This is a genomic window from Streptosporangium sp. H16, assembly GCF_051918855.1.
GTDB lineage: Bacteria > Actinomycetota > Actinomycetes > Streptosporangiales > Streptosporangiaceae > Streptosporangium.
Genome location: NZ_JBPXMD010000021.1, coordinates 150479 through 172602, shown reverse-complemented (window position 1 = coordinate 172602; position 22124 = coordinate 150479). Strand labels below are relative to the sequence as shown.

Genomic DNA, 22124 nt, shown 5'->3' with positions numbered 1-22124 from the left:
GCCCGCTCCGAAGAGCGGGCCTTACCGTGTGATGTCGTGCGTTCGTTCCGATCAGCCGATGCGCCAGGTGTCCCCGCCGAGCAGCAGGTCGTTCAGGTCACCCGGCCCCCGCTCGCCGACGGCCTCCTGGAGTTGCTCGGCCATGAGCTCGTCGTAGGAGGGGCGGTCGACGTTGCGGAAGACGCCGATCGGGACGTGCTCGAAGGAGGGCTCGTCCAGCCGGGAGAGCGCGAAGGCCAGCGACGGGTCGGCGCGGTGGGCGTCGTGCACGAGGATCTCGTCCTCGCTCACCGCCGACCTCGGGACGACCTCGATGCCGCCGTCGGCCGCCCTGCGCACCGCCTTGGAGGCCGAGGCGATGGGCTGACCGTGCTCCAGGCGCAGCGTGATGTCGTCGCGCTGCTCCGGGTCCTTCAGCGGTTCGAAGGCGTTGTCGTTGAAGATGTTGCAGTTCTGGTAGATCTCCACCAGGGAGGTGCCCCGGTGCTCGGCGGCCTCGCGCAGCACCGACTGCAGGTGCTTGCGGTCGGAGTCGATGGTCCTGGCCACGAAGGAGGCCTCGGCCCCGATGGCCAGCGAGATCGGGTTGAACGGCTTGTCCAGCGAGCCCATCGGGGTCGACTTCGTGATCTTGCCGATCTCGGAGGTCGGGGAGTACTGACCCTTGGTCAGGCCGTAGATCCTGTTGTTGAACAGCAGGATGTTCAGGTTGACGTTGCGGCGCAGCGCGTGGATGAGGTGGTTGCCGCCGATGGACAGCGCGTCGCCGTCACCGGTGATCACCCAGACCGACAGGTCGGGACGCGAGGCGGCGAGGCCGGTCGCGATCGCCGGGGCGCGGCCGTGGATCGAGTGGAACCCGTAGGTGTCCATGTAGTACGGGAACCGGGAGGAGCAGCCGATGCCCGAGACGAACACCATGTTCTCGCGCTTGAGCCCGAGCTCCGGCACGAATGACTGGACCGCGGCCAGGATGGCGTAGTCACCGCACCCGGGGCACCAGCGGACCTCCTGGTCGGACTTGAAGTCCTTCATCCCGAGCTTGACCTCGGACTTCGGGACCAGCGAAAGCGCCCCGCCCCTTCCGGGGACGGACACCGCCGGCAACTCGGCACTACTCACTGTCGATCACGTCCTGAATCACGCCGGCGAGTTCCTCGGCCTTGAACGGAAGCCCGCGCACTCGGTTGTAGCTGATGATGTCGACCAGGAAGCGGGCGCGGAGCAGCAGCGCGAGCTGGCCGAGGTTGATCTCCGGCAGGAGGACCTTGTCGTACGAGCGCAGGACCTCGCCGGTGTTGACGGGCAGCGGGTTGACGTGCCGCAGGTGGGCCTGGGCGACCTTGCCCCCGGACCTCCTGATGCGCCGCACGGCCGCCGCGATCGGCCCGTACGTGGACCCCCAGCCGAGCACCAGCACGCGGGCGTCGCCGTCGGGGTCGTCCACGGCCAGCGGCGGGATGTCGTTCGCGATCCCGTCGATCTTGGCCTGCCGGACCCGGACCATCCGGTCGTGGTTGTTGGGGTCGTAGGAGATGTTGCCGGTGTTCTCGGCCTTCTCGATGCCGCCGATCCTGTGCTCCAGGCCCGCGGTGCCGGGAATCGCCCAGGGGCGGGCGAGGGTCTCGGGGTCGCGCTTGAACGGCAGGAAGGTCGTGCCGTCCTCGCCGTTCGGCCCCGAGGCGAACTCGGTGGAGATGTCGGGCAGGTCGGCGGCGTCGGGCAGCTTCCACGGCTCGGAGCCGTTGGCGAGGTAGCCGTCGGAGAGCAGCATGACCGGGGTGCGGTACTTCACCGCGATCCTGACCGCCTCCACCGCCGCGTCGAAGCAGTCGGAGGGGGTCGAGGGCGCCACGATCGGCAGCGGCGACTCGCCGTTGCGGCCGAACATGGCCATCAGCAGGTCGGTCTGCTCGGTCTTGGTGGGCATGCCGGTGCTGGGACCCGCGCGCTGCACGTCGACCACGATGAGCGGCAGCTCGGTGGTCACCGCGAGGCCCACGGTCTCGGCCTTCAGCGCGACACCCGGCCCGGAGGTCGTCGTGACGCCCAGCGCCCCGCCGAAGGCGGCGCCGAGCGCCGCCCCGACGCCCGCGATCTCGTCCTCGGCCTGGAAGGTGCGGATGCCGAACCGCTTGTGCCTGGACAGCTCGTGCAGGATGTCGCTGGCCGGGGTGATCGGGTACGAGCCGAGGAACAGCGGCAGCCTCGACTGCACCGAGGCGGCGATCAGGCCGTAGGCGAGCGCCTGGTTGCCGGAGATGTTGCGGTATACCCCGGGGGCCAGCTTGGCCGGCTTGATCTCGTACGAGACCGAGAAGGACTCGGTGGTCTCGCCGTAGTTCCAGCCCGCCTGGAAGGCGGCGATGTTGGCCTTGGCGATGTCGGGCTTCTTGGCGAACTTGGTCTCGAGGAACTGGATCGTCGCCTCGGTGGGCCGGTGGTAGAGCCAGCTCAGCAGCCCGAGGGCGAACATGTTCTTCGAGCGCTCGGCGTCCTTCTTGGACAACGCGAAGCCTTCGAGGGCCTTGACCGTCAGCGAGGTCAGCGGCACCGCGTGGACCCGCCACTCGGCGAGCGAGTCGTCGTCGAGGGGGCTGCCGTCGTAGCCGACCTTCTGCAGGTTGCGCTTGGTGAACTCGTCGGTGTTGACGATGAGGTCGGCACCGCGCGGCAGGTCGGAGAGGTTGGCCTTCAGCGCGGCGGGGTTCATCGCGACCAGGACGTTGGGAGCGTCGCCCGGCGTGAGGATGTCGTGGTCGGCGAAGTGCAGCTGGAAGCTCGACACGCCCGGCAGGGTGCCTGCGGGGGCGCGGATCTCCGCCGGGAAGTTGGGGAGCGTCGACAGGTCGTTGCCGAACTCCGCGGTTCCGGCGGTGAAGCGGTCACCGGTCAGCTGCATACCGTCGCCGGAATCGCCGGCGAACCGGATGATCACGCGGTCGAGTTGCTGAACCTGCTTGGTCACAGCTCAGTCCTCCTCGACGCGACAGGGCGCCGTTGCTCGTGGCACATTCTTTTTTCCATGCTAGATCCTCGGGGTCACGCGTAGTCTTTTCGCGTTCCACTCGGCGAAGGAAAGTGACCTTTGTCGCATATCCTTGACGGCCGCTGAGTCGAAACTGAGTCGAAGCTGGGCGCGGACATCGCGCGTCGCGGCCGTCGTACGGCCTACGGGGAAGTCACGATCGCAGACGGTCGGCCCGACACAGCCCGGCCGCGAGCCGACACAGGTCAACGTGCAGGCGGCCGAAGAGGACGGTTGGGATCACGATGCCCAACTATATGTCCCGTCGCGAAGGCGCTCTCATCGCCTCCGGCTATGACCCCATAGCCTCCGGCTATGACAGGGATTGCTTTTCCAGCACGGTGGGCATGGCCCCGGAGTCGTAGGTCCGGCCCGGCTCCATCGCGCGCGGGCCGTACAGCTCCGGAACAGTGACAAAGGTATAACCCTTTGCGGTGAGCTCGCGCAAGATCGCGGGGGCCGCGTCGACGGTGGCGTGGTGGAAGTCGTGCATGAGGACGATCGCCCCGGGCTTGACCCGGGCGATGGTCCGGCGGGCGATCGCCCGGGGGTCGGGGTCGTGCCTGTCCTCGGCGTCGACGCTCCAGCGCACCACGGACACGCCCAGCCGGCGCGAGATGGCGGCCACCTGCTCGTCGGTCACGCCGTACGGCGGGCGCATCAGCGTGGGGACCTGGCCGATCGCCTGGGTGATCGCGTATTGCGCGCGGGTGAGCTGGTCGGCGAGCATGACGGGGGGCAGCACGCTGAGGTCGCGATGGGACCAGGTGTGGTTGGCCACCAGATGGCCCTCGTCACGCATCCGCCGCAGCAGCTCGGGATGCGCGGAGGCGTTGGAACCGAGGCTGAAGAAGGTCGCCCTCGCCTTGTGCGCGCCGAGGATGTCGAGCAGCCGCCCGGTCTGGGGGCCCGGCCCGTCCTCGTAGGTCAGCGCCACGCACCTGGCCTTCGCGCAGTCCACGGTGCCCGCCATGGAACTGCGCGCCGCGGGCCTGTCCATGCTCGCCGCGAGCATGTCCTTCTGCGAGGTGAGGGTCGCGGTCCTCACGGAGGCCCGCTGTGCCCGCAGCCCGGTCGCCGACAGCAGCGGCGCCGCGGTCGCGGACGGCACGGCGACCGCCACCCGGCCGGCGACGCCCAGGCCCACCTGCTTGTCGTCGAACTCCACGACGAGGTCGCCGCGCGGGTTGAAACCGATGGAGTCGAACATCGAGGGTTCCGGTCTGAGCGCGTTGGGGTTCACCAGCGGTCCCCGCAGCGCCAGCTCGCTCCTGACGATCCCGGCCAGCGTGGTCAGCGCCGCGCCGTCCCTGAGCAGGCCGGGGGAGTCCAGGGCGCGCCGGCTCGCCCGGTCGTACCAGACGGTGGTCCGCGACTCGCTCCAGCCTGAGCCCGTGGACTGGCCGATGCGCAGCCGCACCCCCAGGACCTCGGGGGACGCGGCGGCGAGCTGCCAGTCCACGTTGAACTCGGGGTTGGGCAGGGCGTCGGCGGGGACGTCGTGCCAGGTGAACCGGTTGAGACTCCTGGTCACCGTCTTGAGGAGCTTCTCGGTGAGCCGGGGGGCGTCGGCGATGGCCGGGTAAGTGGCGTGCACGCGCCGGCCCTTGGTCTCTCCCGCGTTCAGGCTTCTCGTGCTCAGGCCCTGGACCATGGAGGGGTCGACGTAATTGATCAGCGTTGGCTCCGAGGGGATCGGGGAATCCCCGTGGGGGGAGGCGGTGGCCACACCGCAACCGGCCAGCATCGCGGCCGTCAACGCGATTCCTCCGCCGAATCGCAGTTTAAACATAAACTAACGCTATAGGGGGTTATGAGGTGTTTACCCCGTCTTGATGTTAAGTGGACAGAGGCTTTAGCGTTTCGCGCCCGCCGGTTTCCCCGCGTGACGGGAAGCGCGGATACTGCTATAGGTAGGGCGGAGAGCCCCGTACGGCAGGTCCCGGAGCGTTGTGCGGCGTCCCGAGCGTTATGGCGTCGCGGAAGGTCGTGCGGCGTCCCGGAGCGTTGTGGGGCGTCCCGGGGCGTTCGGGCGGCGGCCCCGAGGAGGAGAGGCCATGAGCGGATATTTCGGCTCTTATGTGGTGGTCCTCGCGTTGTTCGCGATCGGCCTGCTCATCGTCGCCGGGGCACTGCTCGTCAACCGGGGACTCCGGCCGAGTCGCCCCACCCCGGAGAAACTGCTCACCTACGAGTGCGGCGTCGACCCGGTCGGTGACGGCTGGGCCCAGTCCCAGATCCGCTACTACGTGTTCACCTACCTGTACGTGGTCTTCGCGGTGGACGCGGTCTTCCTGTTCCCCTGGGCGACGGTCTTCGCCGCGCCGGGCTTCGGGACGACCACCCTGGTCGAGATGTTCGTCTTCCTCGGCTTCATCGCGCTCGGCATCCTCTACGCCTGGCGCAAGCGCGCGCTCACCTGGACCTGAGAGCTCGAAAGCCCGGCCTGGGAAGCTCGACAGACCGGACCTGAGGGCTCCAAGGGCCGGGCGAGCGCGAGCACCGACTCTGAAGGAGAATGCGTGCCATGGCGGATCTCCCGATGCCCACCGTGGGGCCAGTCTCGCGTCTGGCCCCCAAACCCATGCGCTTCATCCTGAACTGGGGGCGCCGTTACTCGCTGTGGGCGTTCAACTTCGGTCTGGCCTGCTGCGCGATCGAGTTCATCGCGACCTCGATGAGCAGGCACGACTTCATAAGGTTCGGGGTCATCCCGTTCGCCAACGGTCCCCGGCAGGCGGATCTGATGATCGTCTCAGGCACGGTGACCGACAAGATGGCGCCCGCGGTCAAGCGGCTCTACGAGCAGATGCCCGACCCGAAGTACGTGATCTCCTTCGGCGCCTGTTCCAACTCCGGCGGCCCGTACTGGGACTCCTACTGCGTGACCAAGGGCGTCGACCAGATCATCCCGGTCGACGTCTACGTCCCCGGCTGCCCCCCTCGCCCCGAGGCGCTGCTCCACGGCATCATGATGCTCCAGGAGAAGATCGCCGCGGAGAACCTGGGTGACCGCTATGCCTGACCTGCCCGAACCCGCATCCGGTTCCACGCCCGAGCCCGAGCCCGGCCCCGGGAACGGTTCCGCGTCCAAACCCGAGCCCGGCCCTGGGTACGGTTCCGTGCCCGATTCCGTGCCCGGTTCCGTGCCCGGTTTCGCGTACGGCGAGGGCGCCCGGGTGTCGGAGTCCTTCGGCCAGACCACGGTCGACGTGGATCCCGGCGGCTGGATCGGCCTGCTGGAGTCCGCCAGAGCCGGGGGCTACGAGTTCTTCGACTGGCTGACCGCGGTGGACGAGCCGCCGGAGACGTTCGCGGTCGTCGCCCACCTCTTCGCCCCCGTCTCGCACGCCCACCTGCTGCTGCGCACCCGGGTCCCGCGCGCCGACCCCCGGCTGCCCAGCGCGGTCGGCGTCTTCCGCGGAGCCGACTGGCACGAGCGCGAGACCTTCGAGATGTTCGGCGTCGTCTTCGAGGGCCACCCGAACCTGGTGCCGCTGCTGCTCCCCGAGGGCTTCGAGGGCTTCCCGCTGCGCAAGGACTTCGTGCTCGCCGCCCGGGTCGCCAAGGCCTGGCCGGGGGCCAAGGAGCCCGGAGAGTCCGGCCACGGCTCGCCGAGCCGCCGCAAGACGCTCCCGCCGGGGGTGCCCGCCGACTGGGGGCACGAACGTGGCACCTGAGACTCCCCGGCGGCCGTCTCGCCGCGATGCCTGCGACGTTCGCGATGCCCGCGACGCCTGTGATGCCCGCGATATCGGTTATGGCCGGGGGTTTCCCCCGAAGGACCGGAGGTGCCCGTGATCGCCGAGGTGCTCGACGTCGCGGTACGGCTTGTCGTGATCGTCGCGATCTTCCTGGTGCTGCCGCTGGTCGCCGGGCAGATGGAGCACAAGGTCATGGCGCACATGCAGTCGCGCCTCGGTCCCATGTACGCCGGGGGCTTCCACGGCTGGGCCCAGTTGATCGCCGACGGGGTCAAGTTCATGCAGAAGGAGCAGGTGATCCCGACCGCCGCCGACCGCCGGGTCTTCAGCCTGGCCCCCGGCGTGGCGCTGGTCCCCTACCTCCTGGTGATGGTCGTCATCCCGGTCGGACCCGGGCTGGTCGGGGTCGACCTGGACGCCGGACTGTTCTTCGTCCTCGCCGTGATGGGGGTCGGCGTGCTCGGCTCGATCATGGCCGGGTGGTCCTCGGGCAACAAGTACTCCGTCCTGGGCGGGATGCGCTCGGCCGCCCAGCTCATGTCGTACGAGCTGCCGCTGGTCCTCGCGGCCTCCAGCGTCGCGATGGCGGCGGGCACGCTCTCCCTGCCGGGCATCGTGGAGGCCTGGCAGTGGTGGTGGCTGCCCTGGCAGGCGATCGGCGGCGTGGTCTTCTTCGTCGCCGGGCTCGCCGAACTCCGCCGCCCGCCGTTCGACATGCCGATCGCCGACTCCGAGATCATCATGGGTCCGATGACCGAGTACACCGGCATGAGGTTCGCCCTGTTCATGCTGGCCGAGTACGCCGGGATCATCGTGGTCTCCGCGCTCACCAGCGTGCTCTTCCTCGGTGGCTGGCACGGCCCGTTCCTGCCGGGGCCGGTGTGGATGCTCCTCAAGGTCTTCCTGCTGGTCTTCGTGATCATCTGGATCCGGGTGAGCTATCCCCGCCTGCGCGAGGACCAGTTGCAGCGGCTCGCCTGGGTCGGCCTGGTACCGCTGGCCCTGGTCCAGCTGGCGCTGACGGGAATCGTCAGGGTCGCCGTGGGATGATCCCCTCCTTTCCGGCCGTTCCGCGTACCGTCCGGGCCGTCGTACCGAACGATCTGACGTTCGAAGTGCCCACGCAGGGCAGGGAGTAAATACACTCTGTGACACCACCTGCCAAGGACGGAACGCATGACCCTCGCGCTTGCCGTGGAAAAGGATGAACTGGTCGTCGATGTGCCGGAACATCCGGCGGTGCGGCTGCCGCTCGCCGGGGAGGGCCGGGCGAGCACGCTGCTGATCTTCGGTTATCCCGGCAGGGGCAGGACGAGATACGGCCTGGCGGTGCTCGACGAGTCCGGCCTGGTCATGCTGGAGGCTCCGGGGTCTCGGTCGAAGAGGGCGGTGAAGGCGTTCGCCGCTGACAACGGGCTGGAGTTCGAGTTCCGGGCGTTCGACACGCCGCAGCGGGCCAGGGTCGCCCTCGCCCGGAGGTCGCCGAGGTGGTGCGCAGTGACCTGGCGGCGGGCGCCCGCGCCCCTGCCGCGCCTGCGCGTGCCCGGCGCGAGAAGCCTCAGACCGCCTCTGAGCTCGCCGAAGGTGTGGTGGCGCGAGCAGCTGCTGTACGTGCTCATGTGGGCGGTGCTCGCCTACGGGGCGGTCTTCGTGGCGCTCGTGCTCCTCAACCTGACCGAGACCCGCGCCGACGTCACCCGGGGGATGGGCCCGCTCGGGATCGCCGCCCTGGTGCTGGCCGCGCTGACGGTCGCCGGGGCCGTCGTCGTGGTCGGGGTCGGCCGCCGCAGGTCCCGCAACCAGACCGCCGAGGGACGCGTGCTCAGGCGCGAGGGCCAGCCGCACTGCCGCCTGGTGGTCGTCCATGGCCGCCTGCTGCTGGAGACCGCGCGCAGGACCCGCGAGCTGGACGCGTCCGAGCTGCTGCTGTACTCGGCGGAGTCCGGGGTGACCGGCCTGATGGTGGGCGGGGAGCTGTTCCACCTGCCGGGCCACTGGGACGCCGAGGACGTCGAGCGCTTCGCCACAGGGAACGGCCTGGAGCTCGAGGTCCGCGCGCTGACCCGCGAAGAGTACCTGGAGCTGACGGCGCGGGCGAAGGACGCGGTTCCTTAGACCGGTCCCCTACTGCACGATCCGCAGCATGATGTCGGCGGCCGTGGGCCGGTTGCCCGGCTGCTTGTCCAGGCAGGCGGCGGCCAGCGGGCGCAGTGACCGGGGCAGGGCCGCCAGGTCCGGCTGGTGGTTGATCACCCGGTTCAGGATCGCGGGGATGGTGTCCTCCCCGAAGGCGACCTTCCCCGAGGCGGCGAAGATCATGGTCGCGGCCCAGCTGAACACGTCGGTCTCCGGGCCGATCGCCCCGCCGGAGAGCTGCTCGGGCGACATGTAGGCGGGGGTGCCCATGATGTTGCCCGATGTCGCGGTGACCTGGTCGAGGGCTCGGGCGATGCCGAAGTCGATCACGCGAGGGCCGTCGGTGCCGATCAGCACGTTGGCCGGTTTGAAATCCCGGTGCACCACGCCGGCCCGGTGGATCGCGGCCAGCGCGCCCGCCGTGGCCAGGGCCAGCCTGGTCAGGCCGTCCCCGTCGCGCGGACCCTTGTCGCGGACCAGCTGCTCCAGGGAGTCGCCCTCCACGTACTCGCTGACGACGTACGCCTGGTCCTCGTTGATGTTCACGTCGAGTACCCGTGCCGTGGAGAACGTCGCCACCCTGCGGGTCGCCTCGACCTCCCGCAGGAACCGCTCCCTGACCACCTGGTTGCCGTTGAAGTGCTCGTGCAGCACCTTGATCGCGACCTTCTGCCCCTGCGGGTTGAGCGCGAGGTGAACCGTTCCCTGGCCGCCCTTGCCCAGGCTGCCGATCAACCGGTACGGCCCGAGCCAGCCCTGCGGGGCCGGGGCGTTCTGGCTCTGCGAGGTGTAGGCGGGCCGGCCCTGCGCGAAGGGGGCGTGGGGGCCCTGTGAAGTGTGGGTGGGTCGGCCCTGCGCGAAGGGATCGTGGGGGCCCTGCGAAGTGTGGGTGGGCTGGCCCTGCGCGAAGCGGCCCTGGGTGTGCTGGGGTGCGTACTGCGGCGGCCGGTCGTCATGGCGGGGCTGTGGCGGCCGCTGGTACCCGCCGTGGTACGGAGGCTCCTGGTGGTGTGGCTGCGGCCGTTGCGCGGCCGGGTGCACGACCGAGGCCGCGGTGGGACCCGTCTGGTACGACGGCACCCGGGGCGGGCCCTGCGCGTGGCCGTACCCCTGAGGCGGTCCCGGATGGAATTCCCGGGACGGCCACCGCCGGAAAACCGATCCCCTGAGGATCAGCGCGTGGCCCAGCCCGCCGATCCAGCTGCCCAACAGGCCGATCGTCCCGATGGTGTCCAGCACGACCGGGATGTCGTCGGAACTTCCGTAGATCGCCGCGGCGACCATGAAGATGCCGATGCCGAGCCCGTAGAAGACGGCGGCGACGGCCAGCAACGGGCTCCGCAGCCGGCGCGCGGCGTGGCCGATCACGAACGGCGTCCCGACGCCGCAGGTCAGCAGGGGTACCAGCGCCCACACGACGCTCCACGCCGTGTTGGATCGCGCCGGTGGTTGCGACTGCCAAGCCGGCCCGTACTGGTGGGACATGTGGCGAACAATACGATTTTTTCAGAAGGTCTGCAGTCGCTTCGGTGGTGAGCCTGTGGTTGGGGAGCGGTTATCGAACACACAGTCTGTGGATAACTTCTGTGGATAACCCGATTCCCCGGCTGATACCTCTCACCGCGACGGTCTCCGGGGCCCACGCATTCCCGAGCGCCCCGCTGTGCGCCATGATGTTGAGTTGTGGCACGGATACCAGGAGTGGGACTGGCGAAGGGACTCTCCGTAACCCTTCGCCACATGCTGAACAGGTCGGTGACCCAGCAGTATCCCGAAGTCCGGCCGGAGCTGCCCCCGAGGAGCAGGGGGGTGATCGCGCTGGTCGAGGAGAACTGCACGGTGTGCATGCTCTGTGCCCGCGAGTGCCCCGACTGGTGCATCTACATCGACTCCCACAAGGAGACCCTCCCCGCCCCGGAAGGCGGCCGTCCCCGGGCCCGCAACATGCTCGACCGCTTCGCGATCGACTTCTCCCTGTGCATGTACTGCGGGATCTGCATCGAGGTCTGCCCCTTCGACGCGCTGTTCTGGTCTCCGGAGTTCGAGTACGCCGAAGGCGATATCCGTAACCTTCTTCATGAGAAGGACAAACTTGCCGCCTGGGCCCAGACCGTACCGCCGCCTCCGGCCCACGAGCCCAACGCCGATCCGCCCAAGGAACTGGCGGCCACCTCCCGACCGGTCCGTCCTCGCCCGGCTCCCTCCGAGCCCGCTCCCGCTCCCGCTGCCGGAACCAGGACCGGCCCCACCGCCCGTCCTGGCCCAGCAGGCGGTCCTGGTCTCACCGCCGGCCCCGGTCCCGCAGCCGGTTCCGGCCCTACCGCCGGTTCTGGTCCCGCCGCCGGTCCTGGTCCCGCGGCCTCCGCGCCCGGCGCGTCTGCTTCACCGTCCGGAGCCCCGGCATCCCCGGCGTCCCCGGCCGATTCCCGCTCCGATCCAGGTCTCCAGCCGGGCCCTGGAGCGTCCGCGCCCGGTTCCGGCACCTCCGTGTCCGATGCCCCGTCCTCGCCGTCCGGGACTTCGCCGTCCGGGACTTCGCCGTCCGGGCCTTCGTCATCCGGGTCCTCGCCGTCCGATTCCCCGTCCTCGCCACCCGCCTCGCCCGCTCCCGGCACCCCCGACGCGCCGCCCGCGCGGCGCGGTCCATCCCCGGGCAGGTCGTCCAGACCGGGCACCTCGGCGGGGCACGCGAGCGTCCGGGCCATCCGGCCACCGGGTGCCCTTCCGAAGAAGAACGATCCGTCCACAGGTGGGCCATCCGTCGAGAAGTTATCCACAGGCGGGGGTGAAGCACCTCCGGCGGCGGCCAAACCGGAGCAGACTCCTTCCACGGATCCGAGTGGAGAGCCCGAGGAGGAGAGGTGACCGAGGTGCCGTCCTACCTGTCGCCGACCGGGCAGGAGATCGTCTTCCTTCTGCTGGGCGCGGTGGCCGTCGGGTCGGCGCTGCTCGTCGTGACCACCAGGCAGCTCGTCCACGCGGCCCTGTGGCTGGTCGTCTGCTTCGGCGCGCTGGCCGGGTGCTATCTGGTGCTCACCGCCGAGTTCGTCGCCTGGGTCCAGGTGCTGATCTACGTCGGCGCGATCGTGGTCCTGCTCCTGTTCGGCATCATGCTCACCCGCGCCCCGATCGGCAGGAGCGCCGACCTCGACAGTCCGAACCGTCCGACCGCGGCGATCGTGGCGATCGCCACCGCGGCCGTGCTGGTCACCGTCGTCGTCGACGGCTTCCGCATGGCCTACGTCCCGCTTGAGCCCGGTGGTGGATCGGCCGGCGAGCTCGGTTCCAGCATCTTCCGTAACTGGGTGCTCCCGTTCGAGGCGCTCTCGGTCCTGTTGCTGGCGGCTCTGATCGGCGCCATCGTCCTGTCCCGCACGGACATCCGCGGGAGGGACTGACGTGCACGTCGTCTATCCCGCGGTCGTCTCGGCGCTGCTGTTCTCCATCGGCGTGTACGGGGTGCTCGCCCGCCGCAACACGATCCTCGTGCTGATGTCCGTCGAGCTCATGCTCAACGCCGTCAACCTCAATCTGGTCGCCTTCGACGTGTGGTTGCGCGACCGGCTGCACGGCGGGCAGGTTCTCACGCTGTTCGTCATCGTGATCGCCGCCGCCGAGGTCGGCCTCGGTCTCGCGATCATCCTCGCGCTCTACCGCAACCGCCAGACCGTCGACCTCGACCGCCTCCGCTCCCTGTCCGACCCCACGGACCCCGACCCCACGGACACAGACCTCGCCGACGCCGGTCCCGGCGACACCGGCTCGGACTCCTCGCTCGTGGAGCAGCCTCAGGCCGGGTCCCGGAGCCCGTCCCAGACGCAGACACACCCGCAGACCGTGACCGATACGCGGCGGTCCCGGTCCGGGGCCGGATCCGAGGCGGACACCGGGCCGGGTGACGTGCCATGATCACTATCGCCTCGCTCGTGATCCTGCTGCCCTTCCTCGCGGCGGTCACCGGCCTTCTCGGCTCCCGTTTCCCTCGGCGTCCCCACAGCGTGAGGCCCCCGGAGACCGGCGAAGGCGGCATCCTCGGGGCCGACGCCCCCGAGGCCGACGCTCCCAGGAGTGACGCCTTCAAGGTCAACGCCGACACCGCCGCCAACCACCGGGCCGCCTGGATCGCCGTGGTGCCCACCGCCGTCTCCGCGGCCCTGGCGATCTGGCTGGCCTACGCCACCTGGGCCGCCACCGGCGGGGGCGGAGCCGAGCCGTCCGCCCCGGTCGGGCCGGGAGGCCAGGGGGCGATCGACGGTGTCACCGCGGCGTTCACCGTCATCGAGACGGGTTCGGTGCCGATCTCGGTCGGGCTGCTGGTCGACGGCCTCGCCGCGTCGATCGCCGTGCTGGTCGCCGTGGTCGCGCTGGCGGTGCAGATCTACTCCGTCGGTTACATGCGCGGTGACCGGCGCTACCCGTCCTACAGCTCCTTCATCAGCCTGTTCACCAGCGCCATGCTGCTGGTCGTCTACGCGGCGGACCTCATGGTCCTCTACGTGGGCTGGGAGATCATGGGCCTGTGCTCCTACCTGCTGGTCGGGCACTGGTGGGAAGACAGGGCCAACTCGCGAGCGGCGATCAAGGCGTTCCTCGTCACCCGGATCGGCGACGTCGGATTCCTGTTCGGCATCTTCGTCCTCGGGACGGCGGCGGGAAGCTTCAGGATCGCCGACGTCATCGCCAAAGTCCCCGAGATGTCCTCCGGCACGCTCATCGCCGCGACCATGCTGCTGCTGGCCGGGGTGGCGGGGAAGAGCGCCCAGGTGCCGTTGCACGTCTGGCTTCCCGACGCGATGGCCGGACCGACACCGATCAGCGCCCTCATCCACGCGGCCACCATGGTCGCCGCGGGCATCTTCGTCGTCGCCCGGCTCTACCCGGCCTTCCTCGGCGCCCGCCCCACCCTGGACGTCCTCGCGGTCCTGGCCGCCATCGGCATGCTCGGCGCGGCTCTCGCCGCCCTGGCCCAGGACGACCTCAAACGCGTCCTCGCCTACTCCACGATCAGCCAGCTCGCCTACATGGCCGGCGCCCTGGCCGCCGGGTCCCGGAGCGCTGCGATCTTTCACCTGATCACCCACGGCGCTTTCAAGGCACTCCTCTTCCTCTGCGCCGGAGCGGTGATCCACGCGGTCGGCTCCAACCTGATGAGCACGATGGGGGGCCTCAGGAGGGGGCTTCCCGTCACCTTCGCCGCGATGACGATCGGCTTCGCCGCGCTCATGGGCCTGCCTCCGGCCAGCGGCTTCTTCAGCAAGGACGAGGTGCTGGTGGCCATCGAGGGCTCCCTGTCCTCGGGGTCGCTGACGAGTGCCGCGGCCCTGCTGCTCTACGGCTGCGCCCTCGCCACGGTCGCGGTGACCGGCGCCTACGCCACCCGCGCGTGGCTGCGAACCTTCTTCGGGCAGCGTGCCCCCCAGCCCCAGAGCCAGCCCGCGTCCGGTGCGCCGCACGCCGTCCACACCGCCGCTCACACGGCCGTTCACGAGGCTCCGGCCACCATGCGCTGGCCCATTCTCGTCCTGGCCGTTCCAGCCCTTCTCCTCGGCTTCGCCCGTGTCGGCGACGTTCACTGGGACGCCGCCGCCCTCAGCCTCGCGGTGGCGCTGCTGGGGGCGGGAGCGGTCTACGCCGTGTGGCGCTCCGACCCCCTGGCCGACCCGGCTCGCCTGCTCGGCCCCTTCCGGGCCCCCTGCGAGCAGGCCTTCCACGTCGACTCCGTCTACACCGGTCTGTTCGTCCGACCCGTGCTGCTCCTGGCGAGTCTTGTCGTCCGCGCCGACGGTCGCGTGGTGGACGGTGCCGTGCGCGGCTCGGGCCGGGCGACCCTGGGCCTGGCCGGGCTGGTCCGCCTGGTGCAGAACGGCAACGCCCAGCTCTACATCACCGGCCTGCTGGCCGGAGTCCTCCTGATCGCGGCCGGGGCGGTGATCTTCAGATGATCTCTCTGCTGTTCTGGGGCGTCGTGGCCCTCGTCGTGCTGCTCCTCATCCGTCTGGCGGTGACGCGCCGTTGACCTCCTCTCCGCGACCGAGCACACGACCGGACTCGACACCCGACTCGAACCCGGCACCGGATCCGACACCGGACCCGGACCCGACACTGGACCCGATATCGGACCCGGACCCGACATCGAACACGAAGCCGGACCCAGGACCGGACACCGGGGCGAACTCGGGGCCGAACCCGGTGCCGAACTTCGGTGAGGTGGCCACGCCATGAGCTGGATGCTGATCGTGCTCCTCGGTGTGCCACTCGCCGGAGCCGCCGCGCTGCTCGCACCGTTCGGGTCGGACGTCGCGGCCAGGGGGCGGCTGCTCAGGGTGCACGGCCTGGTCGTCTCCGGCCTCACGTTCGCGCTGTCGGTGGTGCTGGTCGCCGCGTTCGACTACGGCGACGCCGCTCGGGTGCAGTTCGCGACCGACCTGGCTTGGATCCCCGGCCTCGACCTCAGATTCCACCTCGGCGTGGACGGGATCTCGCTGCCGCTGGTCGTGCTGACCACGCTGCTGACCTTCCTCTGCTTCGTCTACCTGTGCCGGGGGCGCGCCGACGGCCCCGGGCAGCTGCTCAGTCCCCGGCCCGGTGGCAACCGGCCACGGGCGCTGGTGTTCACGCTGCTCGTCCTCGAAGTGGGCATGATCGGCACCTTTCTCGCGCTCGACCTGTTGCTGTTCTTCGTGTTCTTCGAGGTCGTCCTCATCCCGATGTACTTCGTGATCGCCATCTGGGGCGGGCGCGCCCGCCGGGCGGCGGCGATCAAGTTCATCCTCTACACCCTGCTCGGCTCGGTGGTCCTCCTGCTGGGCCTGTTGCTCATCTGGTCGCAGACCGGCACCCTGGACATGATCGCCCTCGCGCGGGCACGGGGAACGGGCATGTCCCCCGCCGTGCAGACCATCGCCTTCCTGGCCGTCGGCATCGGCTTCGCGGTCAAGACCCCGATGTGGCCGCTGCACACCTGGCTGCCCGACGCCCACACCGAGGCGCCGACCGTCGGTTCGGTGCTCCTGGCGGGCGTGCTGCTCAAGATGGGCACGTACGGCTTCGCCCGCGTCGCGATCCCGATCCTGCCCGATGGCGCCGCCGCGATGGCCCCATGGCTCGGGGCTTTCGCGGTGATCGGCATCGTCTACGGCTCGCTGGCCTGTCTCGCCCAGCGTGACCTCAAGAGGATGATCGCCTACTCCTCGGTCGGCCACATGGGTTTCGTGCTCCTGGGCTTCGCCACGCTCACTCCGGCCGGAGTCAACGGTGCCCTGTTCGGCAACATCGCCCACGGTCTCATCACCGCCCTGCTGTTCTTCGTCGCCGGAGCGATCAAGGAGCGCTACGGCACCTCCGACATGCCGGCCCTCGGCGGTGGCATGCTGACACGCCTTCCCCGCCTCGCCTCCCTGCTCACCTTCGCCTGCGTCGCCTCGCTCGGGCTGCCGGGGCTGGCGGGCTTCTGGGGCGAGATGCTGGCCCTCCTCGGTGCCTTCGAACCGGCCGCGGGTCTGTCGCGCCCCCTCTACCTGGTCTTCATGGCCCTCGGAGGTCTCGGTACCGTGCTGACCGCCGCCTACTTCCTGCTCATGCTCTCCCGCGTCACCCACGGCCGGGGCACCGAGACCGTCCACGTCCCGGTCCTCGCCGCGGCCGCCGCGGGCGGCCTGCCCTCCACGGGACCGACCGGGGAGGAGGGCGATCACGACGGTGGTGCCCCCGACGGCGAGGCGGGGGAGAAGGAGGGCCCCCTCATGGCAACCGTCGGCGGGGGTGGCGCTCCCCCTCCGGCGACTCCGGCGACTCCGGCGACTCCGGCGACTCCGGCGACTCCGGCGACTCCGGCGACCCCTGCGACTGCGGCTGCTCTGGGGACTTCGGGGGGTTCGCGGGCGGGGGCGACTTCGCGAGTCGCTTTGGGGGCGACGGGCACGGGCAGATCGCGCATGCCCGATGTCTCGGGCCACGAACTGGCCGCCTGGGTGCCGTTGATCGCGCTGATCCTGCTGTTCGGGCTCTGGCCCAAGGCGCTTCTCCTCCTCACCGATCCGGTGGTCCGGACCCTGGTGGGCGCGCCGTGATCCAGTCGATCGACTACTACGCGGTCGCGCCGCCCCTGATCCTCGCCCTCACCGCAGGGCTCGTGTTGCTCCTGGACGCCTTCCTGCCCCGCAGGCCGCACGTCCGGACGGCACTCGGCGCGGTCACGCTGTCCGGGGTGGTCGCCGCCCTGGCAGTGGTGATCTCCCAGGCCGTACGCGCCGGAGAGCCGCTGAGAACCTTCTGCGTGCCAGAGGGGCTGCTCGGCTCCCCCCGCGCGGTGATCGGCGCCATCGTCCCCTCGGTCGCCGAGCCGACGGCGCCCACGGCCGTCGTGGCACCGTGCTCGTTCGTGGTCGACGACTTCACGCTGGTCTTCGCCGGGCTCGCGCTGTTCGCCGGGATCGTCGTGGTGCTGCTGTCGGCGGCCGAACTCTCCTCCGGGGACATCCCCGTCGGAGAGTGGTACTTCCTGCTGCTCTGCACGCTGGCGGGTGCCGTCGCCCTGCCCGCCTCCCGTGACCTGATCATGCTGGTGGTCGCGCTGGAGCTCGTCTCGCTGCCGGTGTTCGCGCTCACCGCGCTCAAGCGTTACGACGGCCGGAGCTCCGAGGCGGCGGTCAAGCTCTTCCTGGTCTCCGTGGTCTCCACGGCGGTGATGCTCTTCGGGGTCTCCCTGCTGTACGGAACGACCGGCACCGTCTACCTCGACCGCATCGCCCACGTGTTGCGACAGGATGTCCCCGCGGCCACCGGCCCCGGGCCCGGCCAGGGAGACATCGGCGACGGCGGCGCCTACGAGTCCTCGCTGCAGATCGCCTACGACCTGCCCGCCGTGGTCACCGTGGCCGTGGTCCTGGTCCTCGCCGGGTTCGCCTTCAAGATCGCGGCGGTGCCGTTCCACGCGTGGGCGGGTGACGTCTACCAGGGCGCGCCCATCCCCGTCGCGGCGCTTCTCTCCGTCATCTCCAAGGCGGCGGGCTTCGCGGGGCTGATCCTTATCCTGGTCGTCGCCCTGGGAGGCCAGGGGGCCACCTGGGTCCCGCTGGTCGCGATTCTCGCCGCGCTGACCATGACCGTCGGCAACCTCCTGGCCACGCGTCAGCGCCACGCCGTGCGGTTGCTCGCCTGGTCGTCCGTCGCCCAGTCGGGCTACATCCTCGCTCCCCTCGGCATCAGGAACGACGAGGCGATGAACGCCTCGGTCGCCTACCTGATCTTCTACGCGGCGATGAACCTCGGGGCGTTCGCCGTGGTCACGCTGGTGTCGAGGAGGTCGGGCAGCGGGGAGCTGGACGACTACCGGGGCCTGGCGTTCCGGAGCCCCGCGGCCGGGCTGGCGCTGGCCTTCTTCCTGATCTGCCTGGCGGGCCTGCCCCCGGGGCTGGCCGGACTCTTCGCCAAGATCGTGGTGTTCCGGGAGCTCCTCGGCGGAGGCGGTGGCTGGCTGGCGGCCGTGATGGCGGTCAACACCGTCGTGGGTCTCTACTACTACGTCGCCTGGGTCGTGCGGATCTTCACTCCGGTCCCGGTGACCGAGAGCCCCGCGATCGGGAGCGCCATGGCGGGCAGCGCTGTGATCGGGGACGCCGTGACGAGGAGCGCTGTGATCGGGGGTGCCGTGCCGGGCGGCGCCGTGACAGGAAGCGCCATGACGGGCGGCGTCGTGCCTGTCGGCGTGGAGACGGGCAGCCGCGGCACCGGATGGATACCCGCGAGTGTGGCGGTCGCGGTGGCCGGGATCGTCGCGATCGCGTTCTCGGCCGCCCCCCAGCTGGTCCTCGACCTCGTCCCCGCGGCGCTCATCGGCGCGGGCTGAACCATCCGGGAACGTTCGACCTGGCAGGAGACGTTGTCACAGGTGAGTCAGCATCAACCGAAAGGGGGGTGTAGTGCACCACAACGGTCTGCGTACCGCGGTCCTTCTCGGCGCACTGTCCGCGGTGATCATCGTGGTGGGGGCGTGGTTCGGAGGCGGCACCGGCGTGCAGATCGCGGTCCTGGTCGCGCTGGCGACCAGCGGCGTCGCCTACTTCTTCTCCGACCGCATCGCGCTGTCGGCCATGCGCGCCCGGCCGGTGGGTGAGGTGGAGCAGCCGCTCCTCTACCGGATCGTGCGCGAGCTCTCCACCGAGGCCCGCCAGCCCATGCCCCGGCTCTACGTCTCGCCGACCATGCAGCCCAACGCCTTCGCGACGGGGCGCAACCCCCGCAACGCCGCGGTCTGCGTGACCTACGGGATCACCCAGCTCCTCGACGAGCGCGAGCTGCGCGGGGTCATCGGGCACGAGCTCTCCCACGTCTACAACCGCGACATCCTGATCTCCTCGGTGGCCGGCGCGCTCGCCACGATGATCACCTACCTCGGCTATGTCGGCTTGTTCTTCGGCGGCGGGGACGAGGACGAGGGTCCCGGGTTCATCGGTGCGATCCTCATGATCGTGCTCGGCCCGGTCGCGGCCGGAATGATCCAGATGGCCATCTCCCGCTCCCGCGAGTACCAGGCGGACGAGTCCGGTGCCCGGCTGACGGGTGATCCGCTGGCCCTCGCCTCGGCGCTGAGAAAGATCGAGATGGGCACCCGCCAGCTGCCCCTCCCGGAGAACGGCCGGATCGCCTCCGCCTCCCACCTGATGATCGCCAATCCCTTCCGCGGCGCCGGGATCGGCCGGATGTTCTCCACCCACCCGCCCACCGCCGAGCGTGTCGCCCGCCTGGAGCGCATGGCCGGCTACCGCCGCTGACCCCGCGCTTCCGTGCCGCCGTGAGCCTCTACGGTCCGTGACGGGTCAGGGAGTCAGTCCGGTGACGATTGGGTCAGGGAGTCAGTCCGGTGACGATCGGGTTGTGGACGGACCCGGGCACGACGAAGCCACTCACCCGTTCCGTGCCGCCCGACTCCTGATCGACCCGATACCAGGTGTAGCGGGTGCCGCCCCCCTTCCTGATCCTGCGCGGGGTGACCGTCTGCAGGTCGAGACGGCCCGCGCGGTTCCAGCGCATCCGGGTCGGAGTCCTGTCGACGGGCACGGCGATGGGATCGTGCCTGGGGATGCCGCCGGTGGGCACGTTCCACAGGCGGATCCCCGCGTCACGTGCCGTGAAGTGGGCGACGGTCTCGCCGTCCGGGCCGAGCGCGCCCCCCACCGGAACGCGCCCCCGCTCGGTGAAGGGCGACATCGAGTAGATCCCCGCCTGGAACGTGTCGTCCACCACGAGTACGAACTTCGCGTCAGGGCTGAAACTCCACGGTCGCAGGCCAGGTGGCACCGGGATGCTCTCCCCGCTGTACGTGTCCAGGATCCGATGCTCCCAGCCGATGCCCAGCACCACGTACCGCCCGCCGGGAGAGAGATCGACCCGTGCCGCGCGCATCGCGTTCGACCACATCACTCCCGGCACCGCGCGCATCTCGCCGGTGGCCACCTCCCGCACCACCAGCGCCCCATCCCGACGCTGGAAGTACGCGACATATCTACCGTTCGGCGACAGGGCCAGCGGTGCTCGTTGCCTCCCCACGGAGAAAACCCGGGCGTCGGGGAGAGTGAGCACCCCACCGCCGCGTACCCAGAGTTTCCACGGAGCACAGACACACCCGTCGAGTCCCGCGTACCGGACCGGAGGGCTCGCACCTCCGGCCTCCGCGGGGACGCCCGCCCCCAGGACCATGGCGACCGCGCCGACGCAAACGCTCAAGCGGCAGAACAACCCCACTGAGGCCCCCCGAGTCTTCCGGACATACGGGGGGTGTCCGTCGCTTACCGGCTTACTGTACGCCCAGGGAGAGGCCGGCCGGCGGTGTCGCCGTGAGTGTCATCCGATCGCGGGGAGCGAGCGGAAACCCCTCCGGCGCAGGCGAACGGACCGGCCCCCGCGAGGGCCGGTCCCGGGGCGGCCACCGGCCGACCGGCTCAGGAGTGCTGTGTGACCGGGTCGGTCTCCTCCGCGGAAAGGCCGGGGATGCCGTCGATGCTCTCGCGGTTCTTCCGGGCCCGGTGGGTGCGCCGCTGCTGGACGTCCTTGCGTCCCGCCCACTCGTCCAGCAGCGTCCGGTCCTTCTCGAAGGACATGAACGGTACCGAGAAGCCGCAGGAATCGGAGATCCGGTCACAGTCGACGACGACGATCGACCGCACGCCCGGATGCGGGCCGAACTTCTTGATCAGTGTTGCGAAGTCGGGGTTCTCCGGTACGACGACCCGGCCGGTGCCGTACAGGCGGAGGATGTTGGGAGGGCCGGAGAAGGCGCAGAACATGACCGTGATGCGGCCGTTCTGGCGGAGATGGGCGATGGTCTCCACCCCGCTGCCGTCCAGGTCCAGGTAGGCGACGGTGGTGTCATCGAGGACGGCGAAGGTGTCGGCGTATCCCTTGGGGGACATGTTGACGTGGCCGCCCTGCTCGGGAGCCGTCGCCACGAAGTAGACCGGCTGCGCTCCGATGAACTCACGCAGCCGACCGTTAATCCTGTCATGAATTTTCCCCATAAACAGGACGATAATTCTTTGGTGAAACGGGTGAGCGGCCGGGGCACAAGAGAGCCTCTTGCCCCGGCCGTATGCCCTGGATGTGCCCTCCCCGGAGCAGTAAGGTCCTGAAACCACAGGTCAGAGCCTCGGTTTCCCTTCTGCTAGCGGTAGTTCGAGAACTGAAGCGCGATCTCCAGGTCCTTACCCTTGAGAAGGGCGATGACCTCCTGCAACTCGTCCCTCTTCTTGGAACTCACCCGCAGTTCCTCGCCCTGGATCTGGGCCTTGACGCCCTTGGGCCCCTCATCACGAATGATCTTCGAGATCTTCTTGGCGTGCTCCTGGTCGATGCCCTCCTTGAGGGTCACCAGAAGCCGGTACTCCTTGCCGGACAGCTTGGGCTCGTCCGCGTCCAGGATCTTGAGGGAGAGCCCCCGCTTGATCAGCTTGTCCTTGAAGACGTCGAGGACCGCGTTGGCGCGCTCCTCGCTGTTGGCCTTGATCTCAACGGCCTTCTGACCGCCCGACCAGGCGATGGTCGCGCCGGTGCCCTTGAAGTCGAATCGGTGCCCGACCTCCTTGACCGTCTGGTTCAGCGCGTTGTCTGCTTCCTGGTGGTCGATCTTGCTAACGATGTCGAACGATGAATCCGCCAAAGCTCAATCCCCTCTGACCTGCTGGAACTATCAATCGCCGCCCGGCTCCCGGAAGCCACGGACCTCGAATCGCGGTGGCGCCCGCGAGCCGGTTCGGTAGACG

19 protein-coding genes and 1 pseudogene are annotated in these 22124 nt (G+C 69.7%); 12 read left to right on the top strand and 8 right to left on the bottom strand.

Annotated features, from left to right (window positions below):
- Positions 1-51: 51 nt before the first annotated feature.
- The 4 genes from ACTOQ2_RS30330 to ACTOQ2_RS30315 all read right to left on the bottom strand — a co-directional run bounded on the left by ACTOQ2_RS30330 (position 52) and on the right by ACTOQ2_RS30315 (position 4820).
- Positions 52-1098: a 2-oxoacid:ferredoxin oxidoreductase subunit beta gene (locus ACTOQ2_RS30330; RefSeq protein ID WP_440068105.1), complete on the bottom strand. Its 1047-nt coding sequence runs from the start codon at positions 1096-1098 to the stop codon at positions 52-54.
- A gap of 16 nt (positions 1099-1114) precedes the next feature.
- Positions 1115-2968: a 2-oxoacid:acceptor oxidoreductase subunit alpha gene (locus tag ACTOQ2_RS30325; RefSeq protein ID WP_440104188.1), complete on the bottom strand. Its 1854-nt coding sequence runs from the start codon at positions 2966-2968 to the stop codon at positions 1115-1117.
- Between the two features lie 214 nt (positions 2969-3182).
- On the bottom strand, positions 3183-3272 hold the full coding sequence (locus ACTOQ2_RS30320; protein ID WP_362698292.1) for a putative leader peptide: 90 nt from the start codon (positions 3270-3272) through the stop codon (positions 3183-3185).
- A 69-nt stretch (positions 3273-3341) separates the two neighbouring features.
- Positions 3342-4820 carry a polysaccharide deacetylase family protein gene (locus ACTOQ2_RS30315; RefSeq protein WP_440104186.1) on the bottom strand — a complete coding sequence of 493 codons (1479 nt, stop codon included), beginning with the start codon at positions 4818-4820 and terminating at the stop codon, positions 3342-3344.
- Between the two features lie 265 nt (positions 4821-5085).
- On the opposite strand from ACTOQ2_RS30315, the gene ACTOQ2_RS30310 reads away from it, so the two are divergent.
- The 5 genes from ACTOQ2_RS30310 to ACTOQ2_RS30290 all read left to right on the top strand — a co-directional run bounded on the left by ACTOQ2_RS30310 (position 5086) and on the right by ACTOQ2_RS30290 (position 8847).
- A complete protein-coding gene (locus ACTOQ2_RS30310; RefSeq protein ID WP_362698286.1) occupies positions 5086-5457 on the top strand; it encodes an NADH-quinone oxidoreductase subunit A in 372 nt (123 codons plus the stop codon).
- A gap of 98 nt (positions 5458-5555) precedes the next feature.
- Complete coding sequence (locus tag ACTOQ2_RS30305; protein WP_184537730.1) at positions 5556-6053, top strand: NADH-quinone oxidoreductase subunit B; 498 nt, start codon at positions 5556-5558, stop codon at positions 6051-6053.
- Positions 6046-6708, top strand: coding sequence for an NADH-quinone oxidoreductase subunit C (locus ACTOQ2_RS30300; protein ID WP_440104211.1), 663 nt, complete (start codon positions 6046-6048; stop codon positions 6706-6708). Before ACTOQ2_RS30305 ends, ACTOQ2_RS30300 begins: the two co-directional genes overlap by 8 nt.
- Positions 6709-6828: 120 nt before the next feature.
- A complete protein-coding gene (nuoH, locus tag ACTOQ2_RS30295) occupies positions 6829-7782 on the top strand; it encodes an NADH-quinone oxidoreductase subunit NuoH (protein WP_440104209.1) in 954 nt (317 codons plus the stop codon).
- Positions 7783-7908: 126 nt separating this feature from the next.
- Complete coding sequence (locus tag ACTOQ2_RS30290; RefSeq protein ID WP_440104184.1) at positions 7909-8847, top strand: hypothetical protein; 939 nt, start codon at positions 7909-7911, stop codon at positions 8845-8847.
- A gap of 9 nt (positions 8848-8856) precedes the next feature.
- On the opposite strand, the gene ACTOQ2_RS30285 is transcribed toward ACTOQ2_RS30290, so the two are convergent.
- Positions 8857-10353: a protein kinase domain-containing protein gene (locus ACTOQ2_RS30285; protein WP_440104182.1), complete on the bottom strand. Its 1497-nt coding sequence runs from the start codon at positions 10351-10353 to the stop codon at positions 8857-8859.
- Between the two features lie 255 nt (positions 10354-10608).
- On the opposite strand from ACTOQ2_RS30285, the gene ACTOQ2_RS30280 reads away from it, so the two are divergent.
- From ACTOQ2_RS30280 to htpX, 7 genes and pseudogenes are all read left to right on the top strand, one after another.
- Complete coding sequence (locus ACTOQ2_RS30280) at positions 10609-11733, top strand: 4Fe-4S binding protein (RefSeq protein WP_440104180.1); 1125 nt, start codon at positions 10609-10611, stop codon at positions 11731-11733.
- Positions 11730-12266 carry an NADH-quinone oxidoreductase subunit J family protein gene (locus tag ACTOQ2_RS30275; RefSeq protein ID WP_440068117.1) on the top strand — a complete coding sequence of 179 codons (537 nt, stop codon included), beginning with the start codon at positions 11730-11732 and terminating at the stop codon, positions 12264-12266. Before ACTOQ2_RS30280 ends, ACTOQ2_RS30275 begins: the two co-directional genes overlap by 4 nt.
- 1 nt (position 12267) lies before the next feature.
- Positions 12268-12549 (top strand): annotated as a pseudogene (gene nuoK / locus ACTOQ2_RS30270) (NADH-quinone oxidoreductase subunit NuoK); the annotation flags it as partial.
- Between the two features lie 224 nt (positions 12550-12773).
- The gene (locus ACTOQ2_RS30265; RefSeq protein ID WP_440104178.1) at positions 12774-14810 is read left to right on the top strand and encodes an NADH-quinone oxidoreductase subunit 5 family protein; all 2037 of its coding nucleotides are present in this window, start codon (positions 12774-12776) and stop codon (positions 14808-14810) included.
- 276 nt (positions 14811-15086) lie between these two features.
- Positions 15087-16937: a complex I subunit 4 family protein gene (locus tag ACTOQ2_RS30260; RefSeq protein ID WP_440104176.1), complete on the top strand. Its 1851-nt coding sequence runs from the start codon at positions 15087-15089 to the stop codon at positions 16935-16937.
- Positions 16934-18715 (top strand): NADH-quinone oxidoreductase subunit N, encoded by a 1782-nt coding sequence (locus ACTOQ2_RS30255; protein WP_440104174.1) that lies wholly within the window; start codon positions 16934-16936, stop codon positions 18713-18715. The genes ACTOQ2_RS30260 and ACTOQ2_RS30255 overlap by 4 nt, the downstream gene beginning before the upstream one ends.
- 73 nt (positions 18716-18788) lie before the next feature.
- Positions 18789-19640, top strand: a complete 852-nt coding sequence (gene htpX / locus ACTOQ2_RS30250) for a zinc metalloprotease HtpX (RefSeq protein WP_362698260.1) — start codon at positions 18789-18791, stop codon at positions 19638-19640.
- Positions 19641-19713: 73 nt separating this feature from the next.
- Here htpX and ACTOQ2_RS30245 read toward each other — a convergent pair whose 3' ends face one another.
- The 3 genes from ACTOQ2_RS30245 to ACTOQ2_RS30235 all read right to left on the bottom strand — a co-directional run bounded on the left by ACTOQ2_RS30245 (position 19714) and on the right by ACTOQ2_RS30235 (position 22021).
- The gene (locus tag ACTOQ2_RS30245; protein ID WP_440104172.1) at positions 19714-20415 is read right to left on the bottom strand and encodes a hypothetical protein; all 702 of its coding nucleotides are present in this window, start codon (positions 20413-20415) and stop codon (positions 19714-19716) included.
- Positions 20416-20807: 392 nt separating this feature from the next.
- Positions 20808-21383: a pyridoxamine 5'-phosphate oxidase family protein gene (locus ACTOQ2_RS30240; protein WP_440068127.1), complete on the bottom strand. Its 576-nt coding sequence runs from the start codon at positions 21381-21383 to the stop codon at positions 20808-20810.
- Positions 21384-21526: 143 nt separating this feature from the next.
- The gene (locus ACTOQ2_RS30235; RefSeq protein ID WP_362698251.1) at positions 21527-22021 is read right to left on the bottom strand and encodes a YajQ family cyclic di-GMP-binding protein; all 495 of its coding nucleotides are present in this window, start codon (positions 22019-22021) and stop codon (positions 21527-21529) included.
- Positions 22022-22124 lie beyond the last annotated feature (103 nt).

Coding starts and splice junctions, on each gene's coding strand:
- ACTOQ2_RS30315 (WP_440104186.1), bottom strand. CDS start 4,820: ATGTTTAAACTGCGATTCGGCGGAGGAATCGCGTTGACGGCCGCGATG.
- ACTOQ2_RS30310 (WP_362698286.1), top strand. CDS start 5,086: ATGAGCGGATATTTCGGCTCTTATGTGGTGGTCCTCGCGTTGTTCGCG.
- ACTOQ2_RS30305 (WP_184537730.1), top strand. CDS start 5,556: ATGGCGGATCTCCCGATGCCCACCGTGGGGCCAGTCTCGCGTCTGGCC.
- ACTOQ2_RS30300 (WP_440104211.1), top strand. CDS start 6,046: ATGCCTGACCTGCCCGAACCCGCATCCGGTTCCACGCCCGAGCCCGAG.
- ACTOQ2_RS30290 (WP_440104184.1), top strand. CDS start 7,909: ATGACCCTCGCGCTTGCCGTGGAAAAGGATGAACTGGTCGTCGATGTG.
- ACTOQ2_RS30285 (WP_440104182.1), bottom strand. CDS start 10,353: ATGTCCCACCAGTACGGGCCGGCTTGGCAGTCGCAACCACCGGCGCGA.
- ACTOQ2_RS30280 (WP_440104180.1), top strand. CDS start 10,609: ATGCTGAACAGGTCGGTGACCCAGCAGTATCCCGAAGTCCGGCCGGAG.
- ACTOQ2_RS30265 (WP_440104178.1), top strand. CDS start 12,774: ATGATCACTATCGCCTCGCTCGTGATCCTGCTGCCCTTCCTCGCGGCG.
- ACTOQ2_RS30260 (WP_440104176.1), top strand. CDS start 15,087: ATGAGCTGGATGCTGATCGTGCTCCTCGGTGTGCCACTCGCCGGAGCC.
- ACTOQ2_RS30240 (WP_440068127.1), bottom strand. CDS start 21,383: ATGGGGAAAATTCATGACAGGATTAACGGTCGGCTGCGTGAGTTCATC.